The 16,004-nt window shown below is 65.5% G+C and carries 14 protein-coding genes and 1 pseudogene; 10 read left to right on the forward strand and 5 right to left on the reverse strand.

Going from position 1 to position 16,004, the window contains the following annotated elements:
* The first annotated feature begins 566 nt into the window (after window positions 1-566).
* Together ACIPUB_RS14340 and ACIPUB_RS14345 are read left to right on the forward strand one after the other, a co-directional pair.
* Window positions 567-1,136, forward strand: coding sequence for an SRPBCC family protein (locus ACIPUB_RS14340; protein WP_407607983.1), 570 nt, complete (start codon window positions 567-569; stop codon window positions 1,134-1,136).
* A gap of 148 nt (window positions 1,137-1,284) precedes the next feature.
* The gene (locus ACIPUB_RS14345; protein ID WP_407607984.1) at window positions 1,285-2,496 is read left to right on the forward strand and encodes an NAD(P)/FAD-dependent oxidoreductase; all 1,212 of its coding nucleotides are present in this window, start codon (window positions 1,285-1,287) and stop codon (window positions 2,494-2,496) included.
* Between the two features lie 63 nt (window positions 2,497-2,559).
* On the opposite strand, the gene ACIPUB_RS14350 is transcribed toward ACIPUB_RS14345, so the two are convergent.
* Window positions 2,560-3,108, reverse strand: a complete 549-nt coding sequence (locus ACIPUB_RS14350) for a dihydrofolate reductase family protein (RefSeq protein WP_407607985.1) — start codon at window positions 3,106-3,108, stop codon at window positions 2,560-2,562.
* A gap of 167 nt (window positions 3,109-3,275) precedes the next feature.
* Between ACIPUB_RS14350 and ACIPUB_RS14355 the strand changes: the two genes are divergently transcribed.
* Window positions 3,276-3,638 (forward strand): non-heme iron oxygenase ferredoxin subunit, encoded by a 363-nt coding sequence (locus tag ACIPUB_RS14355; RefSeq protein ID WP_407607986.1) that lies wholly within the window; start codon window positions 3,276-3,278, stop codon window positions 3,636-3,638.
* A gap of 9 nt (window positions 3,639-3,647) precedes the next feature.
* On the opposite strand, the gene ACIPUB_RS14360 is transcribed toward ACIPUB_RS14355, so the two are convergent.
* Window positions 3,648-4,481 carry a hypothetical protein gene (locus tag ACIPUB_RS14360; RefSeq protein WP_407607987.1) on the reverse strand — a complete coding sequence of 278 codons (834 nt, stop codon included), beginning with the start codon at window positions 4,479-4,481 and terminating at the stop codon, window positions 3,648-3,650.
* Window positions 4,482-4,685: 204 nt separating this feature from the next.
* Between ACIPUB_RS14360 and ACIPUB_RS14365 the strand changes: the two genes are divergently transcribed.
* From ACIPUB_RS14365 to ACIPUB_RS14375, 3 genes are all read left to right on the forward strand, one after another.
* Window positions 4,686-5,972: an MFS transporter gene (locus tag ACIPUB_RS14365; protein ID WP_407607988.1), complete on the forward strand. Its 1,287-nt coding sequence runs from the start codon at window positions 4,686-4,688 to the stop codon at window positions 5,970-5,972.
* An 82-nt stretch (window positions 5,973-6,054) separates the two neighbouring features.
* Window positions 6,055-6,507 carry a DedA family protein gene (locus ACIPUB_RS14370; protein ID WP_407607989.1) on the forward strand — a complete coding sequence of 151 codons (453 nt, stop codon included), beginning with the start codon at window positions 6,055-6,057 and terminating at the stop codon, window positions 6,505-6,507.
* Window positions 6,508-6,733: 226 nt separating this feature from the next.
* Window positions 6,734-7,153, forward strand: a complete 420-nt coding sequence (locus ACIPUB_RS14375; protein WP_407608030.1) for an Lrp/AsnC family transcriptional regulator — start codon at window positions 6,734-6,736, stop codon at window positions 7,151-7,153.
* 7 nt (window positions 7,154-7,160) lie between these two features.
* Here ACIPUB_RS14375 and ACIPUB_RS14380 read toward each other — a convergent pair whose 3' ends face one another.
* Entirely contained in the window at window positions 7,161-8,618 is a 1,458-nt protein-coding gene (locus ACIPUB_RS14380; protein WP_407607990.1) for a GuaB1 family IMP dehydrogenase-related protein, read from the reverse strand.
* 241 nt (window positions 8,619-8,859) lie between these two features.
* On the opposite strand from ACIPUB_RS14380, the gene ACIPUB_RS14385 reads away from it, so the two are divergent.
* The 3 genes from ACIPUB_RS14385 (at window position 8,860) to ACIPUB_RS14395 (ending at window position 11,493) form a co-directional block, all read left to right on the forward strand.
* The gene (locus ACIPUB_RS14385) at window positions 8,860-9,153 is read left to right on the forward strand and encodes a DUF1540 domain-containing protein (RefSeq protein WP_302264509.1); all 294 of its coding nucleotides are present in this window, start codon (window positions 8,860-8,862) and stop codon (window positions 9,151-9,153) included.
* A 236-nt stretch (window positions 9,154-9,389) separates the two neighbouring features.
* Entirely contained in the window at window positions 9,390-10,607 is a 1,218-nt protein-coding gene (locus ACIPUB_RS14390; RefSeq protein WP_407607991.1) for an NRAMP family divalent metal transporter, read from the forward strand.
* Window positions 10,608-10,677: 70 nt separating this feature from the next.
* Window positions 10,678-11,493: a putative hydro-lyase gene (locus ACIPUB_RS14395; protein WP_407607992.1), complete on the forward strand. Its 816-nt coding sequence runs from the start codon at window positions 10,678-10,680 to the stop codon at window positions 11,491-11,493.
* Between the two features lie 247 nt (window positions 11,494-11,740).
* Here the strand turns inward: ACIPUB_RS14395 and ACIPUB_RS14400 are convergent.
* Window positions 11,741-12,742: pseudogene (locus ACIPUB_RS14400) on the reverse strand (adenosine deaminase).
* Window positions 12,743-12,865: 123 nt separating this feature from the next.
* Here ACIPUB_RS14400 and ACIPUB_RS14405 point away from each other — a divergent pair.
* Window positions 12,866-14,212, forward strand: a complete 1,347-nt coding sequence (locus tag ACIPUB_RS14405; protein ID WP_407607993.1) for an MFS transporter — start codon at window positions 12,866-12,868, stop codon at window positions 14,210-14,212.
* 163 nt (window positions 14,213-14,375) lie between these two features.
* Here the strand turns inward: ACIPUB_RS14405 and ACIPUB_RS14410 are convergent, their stop codons facing one another.
* Complete coding sequence (locus ACIPUB_RS14410; RefSeq protein WP_407607994.1) at window positions 14,376-15,989, reverse strand: PucR family transcriptional regulator; 1,614 nt, start codon at window positions 15,987-15,989, stop codon at window positions 14,376-14,378.
* Window positions 15,990-16,004 lie beyond the last annotated feature (15 nt).

A 16,004-nucleotide genomic window follows, 5' to 3' on the forward strand; every position in this document is an offset into this window, starting at 1 on the left:
AGGAAGAGGATCGGGGTGCCTTCGCCGAGCTCGTGGTAGTGGGTGATTTCGCCTTCGGCGGTTTGCAGCCACTTGTCTTCGAGGCCGAAGAAGGCGTCGGTCGTGTAATCGGGAATCTGGGTGACGGTCATCGTGAAACTCCTGCGTAAATCGGTGGGCCGGAAGGTGGTTTAGCTCAACCCTAGACGCGTGCCCGGGTGCCGGGGGATGGGTCGTGCCAAGGTGCGGCACGACTTCGGAGGCCACGAACCCGTGGCACCCGTAAAATCCTGCCGACGTGGGCCAATAGATTGCACTAGTGCATAAAATTACGCCCGCGGATCCCGGACACCGGGGCCACCCGCAGGCATGGGGCGTGGCGTAGATTTGGCTGCAAAGCACCCTCCCGAGGTGTAAAGGAAGCACAGCATGAACATCCCGTCATCCGGCATCCCGGTCGTGGACCCCGTGCAGCGCCCGGCCCCGCATCGTTTCTTCCCGCCTTGCCCTCCGCCCACCAGCGCGCCGTGCTTCCGGGGCAGGCTGCGGCAAGGCCGCCACGAAAGCACGGAAGCGGGGATGAGGGCATGAGCACCATCGGGTCGGATTCGCCTCCGCAGCGGGCGCCCTGGTGGTGGTACCCGGAATCGCGGCGCGCGGGCCGCGACATGGCGGCACAGCCGTTCACCGCGCTGGCCCCGGGGCAACGCTGGTTCCGCGCCATCGACGTCGACGCGCCGACCAACACCGTGTTTGAGTGGGTCATGCAACTGCGGGTGGCGCCCCACAGCTACGACCTGCTCGACAACTACGGGCGGCGCAGCCCGCAGACCCTTGACCGGTCGCTGCTCGACATCCAGGTCGGCGACAGCGTCATGAGGATCTTCACCGTCACCGCGGTGGTGCCGGGAGCCTCGATGACCCTCCGCGTCAACGACGGATCCCCGACGCGTCTTTTTGGACCGCTGAGCGTCCACTACGGCGTCGATCGGCTCGGCGACGGGTCCCGGCTTTCGGCGCAGCTGGTGGTTCCTCCTGCCGCGGGAGCGTTCAAGGGCCTTCGGCAATACGCGCTGGCCTGGGGGGACCTGGTGATGATGCGCAGGCAACTGAGGGAACTGAAGCGGCTGGCCGAGCAGACAGCTGCCGAGTCTTGAGTCCGGTTCCGCACCCAGCGCCGTCACGGTTTTCCCCGGGGTGCCGCGTCCGCGGGATGATGGAGGGAGCAGAAGCAAAGCCAATCGCCGTGGTGTGCCCGCCATTGGGCACACGAACGACCAACCCGAACGGATCGGCAACATCCCCATGAACCTTGATTCCATCCTGATCGTCGGAGGCGGCCTGGCCGGATTCACCGTGGCGCAGAACCTGCGCGTCCGCGGATACGCCGGAACGTTGCAGATCATCGATCCGGCAGGGATCCCCTATGACCGTCCGCCCCTGAGCAAGGGCTACCTGCTGGGGGAGAAGGACGCCGCGGGCATCGAACTTGCCCCCGCTTCATGGTTCGCCGAACACCGGGTGGACCTTCTTCAAGGCACGGTGCGGGCCCTGGAACTCGAGCCCCTGGGGGTGGAACTGGAGGACGGTCGGACGCTGCATACCGACCGCCTGGTCCTGGCCACCGGCGGCTCCGCCCGCCCGCTCCCGATCCCGGGCGGGGACCTGAACTCCGTGTTGGTGCTGCGAGACCGCGCGGATGCAGACAGGCTGCGGGCCAAGATCGTCCCCGGGATGCGGCTGGCCATCGTCGGGGCCGGGCTCATCGGTGCCGAGGTCGCCTCCTCGGCCCGGCAGCTGGGCGCCGAGGTCACGCTCGTTGACCCCATGGACCCGCCCCTGGTTCCCGCGGTCGGACCGGAGTTGGCCAGGCGGTTGCACGCCATGCATGCCGACGCCGGGATCACCGTCATCCACGGCGCCCCCGTGGGCATCACCCGCACCGCCGACGGCCACCGGCTGGAGCTGGCTGACGGTCGGGTCGTTGAGTGCGACGAGGTGCTGGTGGGCATCGGCATCATCCCCAACACCGAGCTGGCGCAGGCCGCGGGGCTCGAAACCGACAACGGGGTGCTGGTCGATGAAAACCAGCGCACCTCGCACCCCGGCGTCTTCGCCGTGGGGGACATGGCCCGTACCCGGAAGGCCGACGGAACGCTGCTGCGCCGCGGTGAGCATTGGGAGTACGCCATGAACACCGGGGCCACCGCCGCCGCGGCGATCCTGGAGCAGGAACGACCGGTCCACGGTGCCTCCTGGTTCTGGTCGGACCGGCACGGCACCCACGTTGAGGGAATCGGGGACATGAACGCCGAGGGCACCACGATCCTGCGGATCAGCGAGGGGGAACCCGTGGCCGCCTTCCGCATCGCGGCCGACGGGCGGATGCTGGGAGCAGCGGCCATCGATGGGGGACTGACCATCAAGGCGGCGCGGCGCATCATAGACAAGGGCATCATCGTCCAGGCCGCCGCGCTCGCCGACCCGGGAGTCCAGCTGAAGAAGCTGGCACGTTAGGCACGGTCACCCGGATCCGGGTGAGGGGGCAGGGTCTTCGCCTACCGCGACCGGACCCGTGGCCTAGCTTTTCGGCTCGTACCGCATGGCCACCGCCCCCGAGGCGAACTCCAGCCGGCTCACGAGCCTCAAATCGATATGTCTGGACAGCCCCTCGAACAACTTCGGCCCGTGGCCCGTCAGCCTGGGATGCACCACGAACTCGTACTCATCGATCAACCCCAACTCCGCCAGCGCCAACGGAAGCTTCATGCCGCCCACGAAAATTCCCTGGCCGGTCTCTGCCTTGAGCCGCCGGACGGCTTTTTCCAGGTCCCCGCGCACGAGCTCCGCGTTCCAATCGACGCTTTCCAGGGTGCTCGAGACGACGTACTTCCTCGCCGCGTCGATCGTCCGGGCGAAGGGCTCCATCCAAGCGGGCCTCGCCCCCGCAGCCACCGGCGAGCGCCATGCTTCCTCCATCATCTGGTAGGTCACACGGCCAAAAAGAAGGGCGTCGGCCCGGACGAGGTTCTCAACAGCATGTCGATGCAGGTCCTCGTCGACGACTCCCGCACGATGATCGCAGCACCCATCCAAGGTGACGTTGATGGAGTACCGAAGGGGTCTCATGGCGCAAGAGTACCCACTGGGCGCTGGGCATGGAATACGTGATCAGCTGTTCCCCGTCGGCATACTTCGGTTCTTCCTTGCCCCCGTCCCGCGGCGGGGCCAGACTGGAGGCGGGACAACGGCAGGACGCTGTTTGCCCCCCCGGCCAGCAGGAAGGCAGATCCAGGATGGACACCGAACCCACCGGGGACAGTCAGCGCGCCGTGGATCTGGGAGAGGTGGACATGCTGGAACCGGGCACCGCCGTGCTGGTTTCGGGCGAGACCAGCGGGTATCCGGATGACATCGGCCTCTTTCGCACCGAGGCGGGGGATTACTACGCCCTGGACGACGAGTGCCCGCACGAGGTTGCTTCCCTGTCCGAGGGATGGATCGAGGGGGACGAGATCGAATGCCCGCTGCATTCCTCGCGCTTCGACCTGCGGGACGGCAGGGTGCTTTGCCTCCCGGCGCTCAACGATGCCCGCACCCACAAGGTCGAGGTCAGGGACGGACGCGTGCTCCTGTTCCCGGGAACCGACGCGCCCTGACGCCCCCTGCTAGGGGCTCGGACGCAAGGTTGCCACGCGCACCAGGGCCGCCCCGGTGCCCAGCTCGGCACGGTCTCCGGGATTGGCCCAGTAATGCTCCAAAGTGCGCAGGAGCTGGTCCGGGTTGGCCGTGAGTTCATGGACCAGGATGACCACTTTTCCTGCCCGTGCCTGTTCCCCGGCCTCCTGGCGTACCACGATCCAGGCCGGGCCGCGCTTGCCCAGGGGCTTGTGCCGTGCGGGATCGGCCGCCTCGATGCCGGCGACATCGTTCCAATAGATTTCCCTGGCGCCGCGCGATCCATGGACCACAATGCGGCTGCGGGTGAGGTAGACACCGGGTTCCTGGGACGCTGCCGCAATGCGGGCCAACCGGATTCCGCGGTTCAGCACGTATATGCCGGTGGCCAACAGAAAAATCGCCAACAAGATGATCAGGACCAGCGGGTCGTAGTCCTGGAGGATCAGCAGCCGGGCGCTCAGCGCCACGGTGGCCACCAAAATCACTACCGCCAGACCCATCACCACGGCTGCCCATTGGGCCGAGGTCCGGAACATCGGGAACCATGTGGCGGCGCGCGGCCCCGTGCTGGTCAGAACGGCCTCGGTGCCCGCGGCGTGATCCTCCGTGGGGCGGCGGTAGGCAGATGCCACGCCGAGCAATACCGCCAGGGCACTGGCGATCAGTGCCGTGGACAACACGGGACTGGCATGTAGTGCGGCATAGATTCCGGTGCCGGCTAGAAAGGCGAACAACACAAAAGATGGCAGAAGATGGTGCGCCATTTTCCAGCCGCTGTGGCGCGGTGCCCACAGGGGTGCCTCGGAACCGGTTTTGCTCATGTCACCAGCCTAAGCCGCCGATTGGATGAAAGACGTTACACACTGCGCCATGGCGTCTTCTCCAACGGGACATTCGCTGCATATCTCGCCTACGATAAACGCACTATGGAATCGATTCGCAAACGCGTAAAAGTGATCACTTGGCTGCTGATTGCCGCCCTGGTCGTCGGCACCGGTGCCGGCCTGCTTTCGGGCGTGCTCTAAATGCCGCATAACCCCAACGATCCCGCGACTCTTCCCGGAGGCGGCGAGGCGGGACTTCCCGAGGCCCTGCGCACACCGACGGTAAACGTCAAGCGCAGCTGGGTGGCCTCGGTTGTCGCCATCAACATCGGCATCAACATTGTCTTCTTTGCCCCCATCAACGTGTTGCTCGGGTTGCAGGCCACGGCCATCGACGCCGGGTCCAAGGAAGCGATCCTGTCGCTGGTCACCGCCTGCGGCGCATCCGTGGCGCTGGTGGCCAACCCGCTGTTCGGGGCGCTCTCGGATCGCACCGTCTCCAAGATGGGGCGTCGCTCGCCCTGGATCCTCGCCGGGGCCATCCTGGGTGCCGCGTCGCTGTTGATGCTCTCCGGGGCCACAACCGTCGGGCTGATGTTGCTGGGTTGGTGCGGCCTGCAGGCAGGTGCCAACTCCGCCTATGCCGCGGTCACCGCCACGATCCCGGACCGCGTGCCGGAACGCCGGCGCGGCGGAATCGGCGGGCTCGCGGCCATGGGGCAAACCGTGGGCATCCTGCTGGGTGCCGTGGTGGGCTTCATGATCACCGGGAATATCGCCGTGGGCTACATCATCTGCGCCGCAGCCCTGGTCGTCTCCGTCATTCCCTACGTGCTGCGTGCCAACGACCCAGCCCTGCCGCGCGAGTTCCGTCCGCCGTTCAATTTGCTGGACTTCGTCAAGGGCTTCTGGATCAACCCGATGACCCACCGGGACTTCGGGTGGGCCTGGCTGACCCGGTTCATGATGAACACCGGCAACCAGATGACCATCGTGTACCTGCTCTTCTTCCTCACCGACGTCGTCAAACACCCCGACCCCGCCGGAGGAGTGCTGATCCTGACCGGCATCTACGCGATCATGGTCATCATCAGCGCAGTGCTCCTGGGTCCGATCAGCGACAGGTCGGGCAAGCGGAAGATCTTCGTGATTGTCTCCTCGATCGTCGTGGCCTCCTCCGCCCTGATCATCGCGGTGTCGCAGAACTTCGCCGGCGCTGTCATCGGTGCCGCCGTCCTGGGGCTTGGGTTTGGCGCCTACCTTGCTGTCGATTTTGCGCTGCTGACCCAGGTCCTGCCCTCGGCCAAATCCCGTGGCAAGGACATGGGCGTGATCAACGTGGCCAACTCGCTGCCGCAGGTCATCGCCCCGGCGTTGGCCTTCTTCGCAGTGAAGGTGCTGGGCGGTTACACGGCCTTGTTCATCGTTGCGGCGATCATTGGCATCTTCGGCGCCCTGCTGGTGCGCAACATCCGCTCGGTACCCTAGGCGGCGCACGGCCCGCGCCGGCCGGTGTCTGGTGGCTCACCAAAACCGCACAAGGGGCGGCGGCACCGATAGGCTGGGACCCATGGCATGGTTACGCGACGCACCGTTTGGCTGGGCCTTCGCGTTCCTCTTTTTGCTGTCCATGGCTCGGGCCAACACCACCTACTGGATTGGCCGAGGCATTGCCGCCGGGGTGGAGCACACCCGCTTTCAGCATCTGCTGACCGGCCCGATCTATCAGCGAGCCGAACGCTTCATCCAGCGTTGGGGCGTGTTTGCCATTCCGCTGTCCTTCATGACAGTTGGCATCCAGACCGCCGTCAATGCCAGCGCCGGCGTCGCCCGGATGCCGGTGCTGCGCTACCTTCCGGCCGTCATTGTCGGGTGCCTGATCTGGGCCACCATCTATTCCACCGTTGGCATGGCGGTGATCTACGCGTGGCTGGCCCTGGGATGGCAGTGGATCGTTGCAGGGGCGCTGGTCCTTCTCATCGCGACCTTGGCCTGGATCCGCTACCGCCGGCGCGACAGCTGAGGCGGATATCCGTCGATCAGTGGAGTGCGCAGTACATAACGATTGCGCCATCGTTCCGGGTGGGCTTCCTGCAGCGTGTTGAGGTCTTTGGCAAATATTCTTCGGTAGGATTCAGGAAACCAACGAAACATTGCGAAAGCTGGGTACAGACTTGGCCATCACGACAAGGAACCCCCGCGAGGCCGGCCCCGTGGAGCTCGATGACATCGACCGCGGGCTGCTGCGCATGCTCACAGAGAACGCCCGCCGCACCAACAACTCGCTCGCCGAGGAACTGGGCATCGCGCCATCGACCTGCCTGGCCCGGCTCAACGCCCTGCGCTCTGCCGGGGTCATCCGCCGCTTTACCCTGGAAATCGATCCCGAGGTCCTGGGCCACGCGCTCGAGGCGTTGATCTTCGTGAAGATCCGCCCGGGCGCCCGCCACCTCATGTCGAGCTTTGCCGAGGAAATGCGCGGCAAGCCCGGGGTCACCCAGCTCTTCTTCCTGGGCGGTGCCGACGACTTCCTGATCCACGTAGCGGTGCGCGACTCAAAGGACGTGCGCCAGTTCGTGCTCGACAACTTGTCGGCAAACCCCGCGGTTGCCACCACCCAGACGTCGCTGGTCTTCGAGCACAGCCAGGGCGCGGTGCCCTGGCTGTAGCCCGGCTTTACCAGGAGACCTCGCGCGGACGCCCCTCCTCATAGCCGGCGGCGGACTGCACCCCGACGATGGCGCGATCGCGGAATTCGGGAATCGAAGCGGCGCCGGCGTAGCTGAAGGCCGAGCGGACCCCGGAAACGATCGAATCTATCAGGTCTTCCACGCCCGGCCGGTGCGGGTCCAGGTACATGCGGGAGTGCGAGATCCCTTCCTCAAAGAGCGCCGCTCGGGCCCGTTCAAACGCCGACTGGTGCTTGGTGCGCTGCTGCACCGCGCGGGCCGAGGCCATGCCGAAGCTTTCCTTGTAGAGCCGTCCCTCGCCGTCGGAGACCAGGTCCCCTGCCGATTCGTAGGTCCCCGCGAACCAGGATCCGACCATCACGCTGGCGGCGCCGGCCGCCAGCGCCAGGGCCACGTCGCGCGGGTACTTGACCCCGCCGTCCGCCCAAACCTCCGCACCGGCCTCCCGTGCTGCCGTGGCGCATTCCAGGACGGCCGAGAACTGTGGACGTCCCACACCGGTCATCATCCGGGTGGTGCACATGGCGCCGGGCCCCACCCCAACCTTCAGGATGTCTGCGCCGGCCTCGGCCAGGTCCCGGGTGCCGGCGGCTGAGACCACGTTTCCCGCCGCGATCTGGATGCGGCGACCGGTGCGTTGGGCAAAGTCGTCGCGGGCCGCAACTGCCAGCGGCAGGGCCTCGATCATCCGCTCCTGGTGGCCGTGGGCGGTGTCCAGCACGATGACGTCCACGCCGGCCTCGAGCAGTTCGCGGGTCTTGGCGCCCACGTCGCCGTTGATTCCGACGGCGGCCCCGACCATCAGGTTCCCCGCGGGATCCACTGCCGGCGTGTACAGCCCGGAGCGCAGTACGCCCTTGCGGGTCAGCACCCCGGCCAGGTGCTCGCCGTCAAGGACTGGGACCATACCCAGGTGCCTGGAGCTGAGCATCTCAAACACCGTGTCGAGGTGCGTGTCCTTGTCTGCCGTGACGATTTCGGAGGTCATCACCTGGCGGATCGGGGTGAAGCGGTCGACGCCGAGGCAGTCCTTTTCCGCGACGATGCCCACCGGGCGATGGCCCTCGAGCACTACTGCCGCGCCGTGGGAACGCTTGCCCAGCAGGGCGAGGGCGGCGGATACCGAATCGTTGACGTCCACGGTGATGGGTGTCTCGAAGACGGGGTGTGCACGTTTGACCTTCGCGACCATGTCCTGCAGGGCCACGAGGGAGATGTCCTGGGGCAGGATCGTGATCCCTCCGCGGCGGGCAACGGTTTCGGCCATGCGCTTGCCGGCCACCGCGGTCATGTTGGAAATGACCAGCGGGATGGAGGTTCCCACGGAATCCGGGGTGGACAGGTCCACCCCGGATCGGGAGGCCACCGCCGATCGCGAGGGAACCATGAAGATGTCGTTGTAGGTCAGGTCATGGGCGGGCTTCAGATCATTGAGAAACTTCACCCGCTCAGGCTACAGCCGAAGGGACGATCGGCGCGTGACGCAAGTCATGACGGCCAGGGTGCCCGGAGTCGATTTGGGCATATTCCACGCGCGGAATTGGCACCGCATGAATATGTACGCATGGGTAACGAGAGGGCAATTAGGTCCGGAAAACAGCACTAATTTCCCGGCCCGCATTGGGGTTACCGTGGTAGGCAGAGCGGTTCGAAATCCGCGTGACCGCAGGCTTGAGGAGTGCACCATGACCGTCACCGTGCCCGTTACCGAATGCTCCGTATCCAATTGCTCGTTCAATGACCACACCCACTGCGGGGCATCCGGCATCACCATTGGCGGAAATACCGACCACGCACAATGTGCGACGTTCATCGATACCGGGGTGCATGGCGGTCTGCCGAAGATCCTGGCCTCGGTGGGTGCCTGCCAGCGTATGGAATGCACCCACAATGACCACCTGATGTGCGCGGCGGACTCGGTGCGGGTGGGGCCCGGCGCGGACAATGCCGACTGTCTCACATACGAACACGGCGCATAAGCCGCAACAAGTTTGGCCCTCCCCAGCAGCAAGGGCGCGTTTTCATTTTGCGGGGGAGGGCCTTGTCATGCCCGGATCGTAGGAGTTTTCGTCCCGTGCTCAAGGACTGGGGCTCGAGGCGCGTCGGAATAAATTGTTCAACAACCTCTTGTCAGGATTGTTGAACAACCTGTAGTGTACTTCTCATCGCTCCCACTTGTGACAGCAGTCACCCGCAACCCCCGATGGATGGAATCATGGCCACTCCAAGCACGAAACCGAAGCTCAGCACTTCAGCCAGGCGCACCGCAATGCTTGGTGCCATGTTTCTCATGGCCACCAGCGCCATCGGGCCCGGCTTCATCACCCAGACCACTGAATTCACGGTCCAGATCGGCGCTTCGTTCGCCTTCGCGATCGTCGTCTCCATCCTGGTGGACATCGCCGTCCAGCTGAACGTATGGCGGATCATCGGCGTCTCGGGCCTGCGCGCCCAAGAGCTGGGCAACAAGGTTCTCCCGGGCATCGGCTGGGTTCTGGCCGGACTCGTCTTCATCGGCGGCATGGTCTTCAACATCGGCAACATCGCCGGAACCGGCCTGGGCATGAACGCCATGATGGGGCTTGACCCCAAGATCGGCGGCATCATTTCCGCCGTCGTTGCCATCTTGATCTTCCTCTCCAAGCGCGCAGGCATGGCCCTGGACAAGATCGTGGTCATGCTTGGCGCAATCATGATCCTGCTCATGCTCTATGTGGCCATCGTCGCGGCACCCCCGGTGGGCGAGGCCCTTAAGAACGCGGTGCTGCCGGAGAACATCAGCTTCCTGATCATCACCACCCTGATCGGTGGCACCGTCGGCGGCTACATCACCTACGCCGGAGCCCACCGCATGCTCGACTCCGGTGCCGCCGGCCTTGAGAACATCAAGGACATCACGAAGACCTCCATCCTGAGCATCATCGTCACCGGCATCATGCGCGTACTCCTCTTCCTGGCCATCCTCGGAGTGGTCGCCGGCGGAGCCGTGCTGACCACGAACAACAAGGCGGCCGAGGCCTTTGGCATCGCCGCGGGCGACATCGGAATGCGTTCCTTCGGAGTGATCCTGTGGGCCGCCGCCCTGACCTCGGTGATTGGCGCTGCCTACACCTCGGTTTCGTTCATCACGAAGTCCACCACTCCCGAACGCACCCGCAACCTGATCACCGTCGCGTTCATCGCGGTCTGTGCCGTCATCTACCTCTTCTTGGGCCAGGCTCCGCAGACGCTGCTGATCTTTGCCGGCGCCTTCAACGGATTGATCCTACCCGTTGGCTTCGCGGTCCTGCTTTGGGCTGCCTGGCGCCGTCGGGACCTGCTGCAGGGCTACGTTTACCCGAAGTGGCTGCTGGGCATCGGGGTGGCCACCTGGCTGCTGACGCTCTTCCTGGGCTGGAACTCCCTGGCCGGCCTGTCCAAGCTCTGGGCTTAGCCCACGCGCCGGATCTGCCCGCAATCCTCCAGCCCTCCACGATCGCCCTTTCGGAAGGACGCCAGCAATCATGACACCCGCCAATTCACCCACACCCGGAACCGGGGAACGCGCAACACTTTCCCCCACGCAGGCACGCGAACTGTTCCGCAACGGATTGACGGTGCCGACCGCTGGTTTCTCCCTCGGCTACGCCCAGGCAAACCTGATCATCGTGCCCAGGGACCAGGCCTTTGACGTCTTGCTCTTCGCCCAGCGCAATCCCAAGTCCTGCCCGATCCTGGGCGTGCTGGATGCGGGGGAGACCAGTGGTGAGTTGCTGGCCGGCGGTGACATCCGCACCGACGTGCCGAAGTATGTCGTCTACGAAAACGGCATAAAGGTCGCAGAGCCCACGGACCTGGCCGAATACTGGCGCGATGACCTGGTGACGTTCATCGTGGGCTGCTCGTTCACCTTCGAGACGGCCCTGATGGAAGGCGGAATCAGGATCGCCCACATCGACCAGGGGGTGAACGTGCCGATGTTCAAGTCGAATATCCGCAGCGCCTCGGCCGGCTCCATGTCCGGACCCATGGTCGTGTCCATGCGTCCCATCCCGGCCTCCCAGGTTGCAGACGCCGTGCGCATCACCTCCCGCTACCCGGCGGTCCACGGCGCACCGGTGCACATCGGCAACCCCGAGGAACTGGGCATCACGGATCTGTCCAAGCCCGACTTCGGCGATGCCGTGGAAATCCCGGCCGGGCACATCCCGGTGTTCTGGGCCTGCGGGGTCACTCCGCAGGCGGCGGTCATGGAGTCAAAGCCGGCGCTGGCCATCGGCCACGCGCCGGGGCACATGCTCATCACCGACGCCCGCGACAGCAACTACCTGGTTCCCTAGCAGCCCCCCTCCACGACCTGGTCCCGCTGGACCCTGCCGTGGCCCCCGATCCGCCAAGCAAGTCCCTGTTCCCCCATGCAGGTGCTTCCTTGGCGCCCCAAAAAACGGCCGTCGCCGGGGCGCCTGCCCATCGACGACGTCCGTGAGCATCGCGGCCTGGTTCCCTTGGAACGCCGCCGCGATCCTCGGCTAGGGAAGTGCCCGTTAACCCCAAAACGGGCGCTTCCCTGGCGCCTTTAACTCCTGTTTACGAGTCGTGGCCCGCGGCATGAAGCCACGCGTCCACCTCGGCCGTCAAGCGTGTCTTCACCGGCTCCTCCAGGAAAGAGGATTCGATCGAGTTCGTGGCCAGCGTCGCCTGCTCCTTTGGTGTCAGGCCAAGGACCCTGTTCACTTCCTCGAAGTTGGCGTCAAGGTAGCCGCCGAAGTAGGCCGGGTCGTCCGAATGGATGGACACATTCAGTCCCTTTTCCAGCATCCTCTTCAACGGATGGTCGGCCAGGGAGTCGACGGCGCGCAGCCGCACATTCGACAGCGGGCAGACGGTCAACGGCATTTGTTCCGTGACCAATCGCTGAACCAAGGCCTCGTCCTCGAGGCAGCGGATGCCGTGGTCGATGCGTTCGACCTTGAGCAGGTCCAGGGCCTGGACAATGTATTCCGGGGGTCCTTCCTCGCCGGCATGGGCCACCACATGCAGTCCGTGCTCGCGCGCAAGGGCAAAAACATCCTGGAACAGGACAGGCGGGTAGCCGAGCTCCGAGGAGTCCAGCCCGATGCCGTCGATGTCATGGCCTTCCGCCAGCACCGTGCGCAGGATTTCCATGGCGGATGCCGCGGGCGCGTGCCGCCAGAAACAGGCGATGAGCTTGTGGGTGATGCCGAAGAGATCCTCTCCTTCGCTCAGCCCGCCACGGATGCCCCCGATGACCTCGCCCAACCCGATACCGCGTTCCAGATGGGCTTGCGGGTCAAAGAACAGCTCGACGTGCCTGACCCCTGAGGCATCGGCACGGCGCAGGTAGGCAAGGGCGATCGCGTGGAAATCCGCGCGCGTGCGCAGCACCGCGATGTTGGTGTAGAACAGGTCGAGGAACGACTGGAGATTGCTGAAGTCGTATTGTTCCCTCAGGTGCTCCAGGGATGTCTAGGGAAGATTGATGTCGTTCTGCTCGGCCAGATGCAGGATGGTTTCGGGTTCCAGCGTCCCTTCGAGGTGGATGTGCAATTCTGCAACGGGCAACTTCATGATCTCGGCTCCTGTCGGTGGTCGAACAAGAATAGTCTCCCGAGTCCCTGCATCCCCGCGTGCTCGCCGGGGCTTTTGCCGCTATGAGGGGCAAGTCACGGATCGGCCTGCCTCTCCGGTGCCGTGGCAGACTGGTCGTTGAAGCGCTCGCGATCAAGTGCCGGGGGCGCGCGCGAGACGCAGCCCGTGAATGATGAGAAGGACAAGAACGTGAGCGTCACAACCGACCAGAGGAAGCATTGGCTCCCCGCTGCCCTGAGCCTGATGATGGTGGGTTGGGGAGCCAACCAATTCGTTTCCCTGCTGGTGTTCTACCGGCAGGAACACGGTTTCTCCGAGGTCATGGTGACCTCGATGCTGGGCATCTACGTTGTGGGCCTGGTGCCGGCCCTGCTGTGGGGAGGCCGGTACTCGGATAGGACCGGACGCAAACCCGTCACGCTCTTTGCAGTCGCCCTGTCAATGTCGGCCAACGTGGCCATGATGGGGTCGGTCATCGGAACCTTCCCGCTCTTTGCCGGCCGATTCATGGCGGGCATTGCCACCGGCCTTGCCATGGCCGCGGCCACCAGTTGGGTCAAAGAGCTGTCCCAGGCGCCTTGGGACATGGACTCGATGGCGGGATCGGGGGCCCGGCGTGCATCGCTTTTGACCAGCGCCGGTTTCTGGCTTGGGCCTGTTGTGGGAGGCTTGCTGGCCAGCTTCGCCCCCGGTCCGGCGATCATGCCCTACGCGCTGCACATCGCCTTGTGCATCCCGTTGCTTTGCATCGTGGCCAGGCTGCCCGAGACCCGCTCCGGCGGTACCACCCGGGGCACACTGGCCTCCCATCCGGCCCCGCACCCCGGGGCACGCAAGCGATTCGGGCTGGTGGTGGCGCCGGCCGCACCATGGGTGTTCGCGGCGGGCACCACGGGCTTTGCGGTTGTGCCGGCGGTTATCCCCGGGTTGGGAGAGGGACGGCTCGCGTACGCCACCGCAGCAGTGGCCATCACCCTGGGCTTCAGCGTGCTGATCCAGCCGCTGGCACGACGGCTGGACACCGTCCGCAATGCACGCTCGATGCTGACCGGGACGCTCGCTGCGTTCCTGGGACTGGCGGTCTTGCTCGTCGCGATCCTTGCCGCCAGTCCCGCACTGGGCCTGGTCGCCTCCGCCATCCTGGGCTCTTCCAACGGACTGCTCATGGTCGGTGGGCTCCTGGAGATCCAGCGACTGGCCGCGGCACACGAGCTGGGTAAACTCACGGGGTTCTTTTACACGCTGGCGTATGTGGGGTTCCTGGCCCCCACGGTGGTTGCCTTCGCTGCGCAGTGGGTCAATACGGCCTGGATCATGTCCGGATTGTTGTTGTTGTGCTTGGTGTCGATCGCGTTCATCGGGGCGAACTCCCGCAAGCACTTGCCGCAGGCGCTCGAGCGGGTCGATGCCGTTGCGGCGGAAGCGGGCCAAGTGCCAAAGGCGCGCTAGCCCGGGCGGGGGATCGGCCTGCGAACCGATGGCACATTCCATGTCCTGGACCCCGGTCTTCACTGCCGTGAGGGGGCTGGACAGGGGAAGCAGAACAACGTTGCGGCATCGTTGCGGGACACCGCGCCCAATGCCGCGTCGGCACCATGACCCGCCCTGCGGTTTATGCCGTGGGGTCCGTCGCCACACGCAATTGCACCCACAATGCCAGCTGCTCGTCGCCGGTTGAAAAGTCCAGTCCGAACAATTCGGTGGCGCGCTTGATCCGGTAGCGCAGGGTGTTGGGGTGCAAGTTCAATGCGCGGGCAGCCGCCGCCACGTCGCCCGTGGCGGCAAAATAGGCACACAGGCTCGACCTGTATTCGGTTCCGGAAGCGGCGTCGTTCTTCAGCAGCTCCCGTACGCCCGGATGCACCAGCCGAGGCCGGGACCGCAGCACGCTCTCCAATTGGTCCAGGAGCAACGCCGCGTTCACATCCTTGGTACCCACCACGCGGCCGGTGCCTTGGCGGGGGCCGCGGCCTTCGAGCACCCGCACCACGTCCTCGAGTTCCCTGCGCAGATCGGCCAGACCCAAGGCGCTGCCCTCCACCGAGCTCACGGCAACATCCACCAGGCATCCCAGGCGCGCGGCAAGGGCGGCGGCGGCTCCGCCGGCCAGGCGCATGGCGGCTGGTTCGGAACCAATCGCCGGGACCAGGACGTAGACCATGCTCCCGGATTCAACCGCGGAGACATTGGGGTGGAAGATCGAGCAGTATTGCTCGGCGGCCAATGCCAGCTGGCGGGTCAACGGCAATGCGTTGCCGGGCACTTGGCCAGCGGGCAGTGGGGCAAACATGAAGCCCAGCAGAACCGGGGACATGCCCTCCATGAGGCCGAAGCGTGCCGAGGTCGCCGGATCGGAACCGTGGCCTTCCAGCGCCGATCGCAGCCATTCGGTGCGCACCTGGCGTTCCAGGTCCACGGCGTTTTGTGAGCGCAGGATGTGGATGGCCGCCAGGCGTGCAACTTCCAGGATGGCGGCCTCCCCGTCGGGGCCCAGCGGGGCCTGGTCCTCGATCACCCAAATCGAGCCGAGCATTTGCCGCCCGGCGCGCACCGGCGCCGCGCAGCGGGGCAATTCCCCGTCGCTTGGATCATAGGGAAAGTGGACCACCGAATCGGTGAGCATCACGGCCCGGTACTGGGCGGTGTTCTTTTCCATTTCCGGCACCTGCCGGGCCAAGATCCCGTTGCGGCGCAGCGGGTCGACAGTATGCCGCTCGAGGTTCGAATAGGCGAGGATGTTCTGGTCCAGGTCCTCGATGGCCACCGCGCCATCGGTGGCCGTGGCCAACGCGTTGGCGAGCACAAACAGGTCCTCGCCGTGTGAACTGGCGGCGTTGCTGCCCGTAGGCCGGCCGCTGGTCACCGCGGCGATGAGGTTGTCCAGGTGCAGCCACGGGACCTGGTCGTCCACGACCAGCACGGGCAGGGCCGCCGTGGCCAGCTGCGCCGCATCGGGTGCCGTCCCGCGGCGCTTGAGCACCACCGCGCCGAACCCGTGCTCGGCCGCCCGCGCAATCAGGACGTCCAGGTCCTCGTGGGTCGGTGCCATGCCGACCAGCAGCAGGATCCCGCCGGGGGTATCCGGCAGCGGATCCAAGTGGTCGTGGATCACCGGGACGGAAATCGAAGCATCCAGGCCCCGTGTTCCGGTCAGCGGGGTCAGCAGCGGGGCGCCCAGGCTCTCCAGGAGCCCGGCCAGCGTCAGCGGTCGTCCGGTGCTGTTCAATGAAGTCCGTTCTTT

Source organism: Paeniglutamicibacter sp. ORCA_105 (assembly GCF_045798545.1).
Lineage (GTDB): Bacteria > Actinomycetota > Actinomycetes > Actinomycetales > Micrococcaceae > Paeniglutamicibacter > Paeniglutamicibacter sulfureus.

Coding starts and splice junctions, on each gene's coding strand:
- ACIPUB_RS14355 (WP_407607986.1), top strand. CDS start 3,276: ATGGACACCGAACCCACCGGGGACAGTCAGCGCGCCGTGGATCTGGGA.
- ACIPUB_RS14370 (WP_407607989.1), top strand. CDS start 6,055: ATGGCATGGTTACGCGACGCACCGTTTGGCTGGGCCTTCGCGTTCCTC.
- ACIPUB_RS14395 (WP_407607992.1), top strand. CDS start 10,678: ATGACACCCGCCAATTCACCCACACCCGGAACCGGGGAACGCGCAACA.
- ACIPUB_RS14390 (WP_407607991.1), top strand. CDS start 9,390: ATGGCCACTCCAAGCACGAAACCGAAGCTCAGCACTTCAGCCAGGCGC.
- ACIPUB_RS14365 (WP_407607988.1), top strand. CDS start 4,686: ATGCCGCATAACCCCAACGATCCCGCGACTCTTCCCGGAGGCGGCGAG.
- ACIPUB_RS14375 (WP_407608030.1), top strand. CDS start 6,734: ATGCTCACAGAGAACGCCCGCCGCACCAACAACTCGCTCGCCGAGGAA.
- ACIPUB_RS14360 (WP_407607987.1), bottom strand. CDS start 4,481: ATGAGCAAAACCGGTTCCGAGGCACCCCTGTGGGCACCGCGCCACAGC.
- ACIPUB_RS14340 (WP_407607983.1), top strand. CDS start 567: ATGAGCACCATCGGGTCGGATTCGCCTCCGCAGCGGGCGCCCTGGTGG.
- ACIPUB_RS14385 (WP_302264509.1), top strand. CDS start 8,860: ATGACCGTCACCGTGCCCGTTACCGAATGCTCCGTATCCAATTGCTCG.
- ACIPUB_RS14350 (WP_407607985.1), bottom strand. CDS start 3,108: ATGAGACCCCTTCGGTACTCCATCAACGTCACCTTGGATGGGTGCTGC.
- ACIPUB_RS14345 (WP_407607984.1), top strand. CDS start 1,285: ATGAACCTTGATTCCATCCTGATCGTCGGAGGCGGCCTGGCCGGATTC.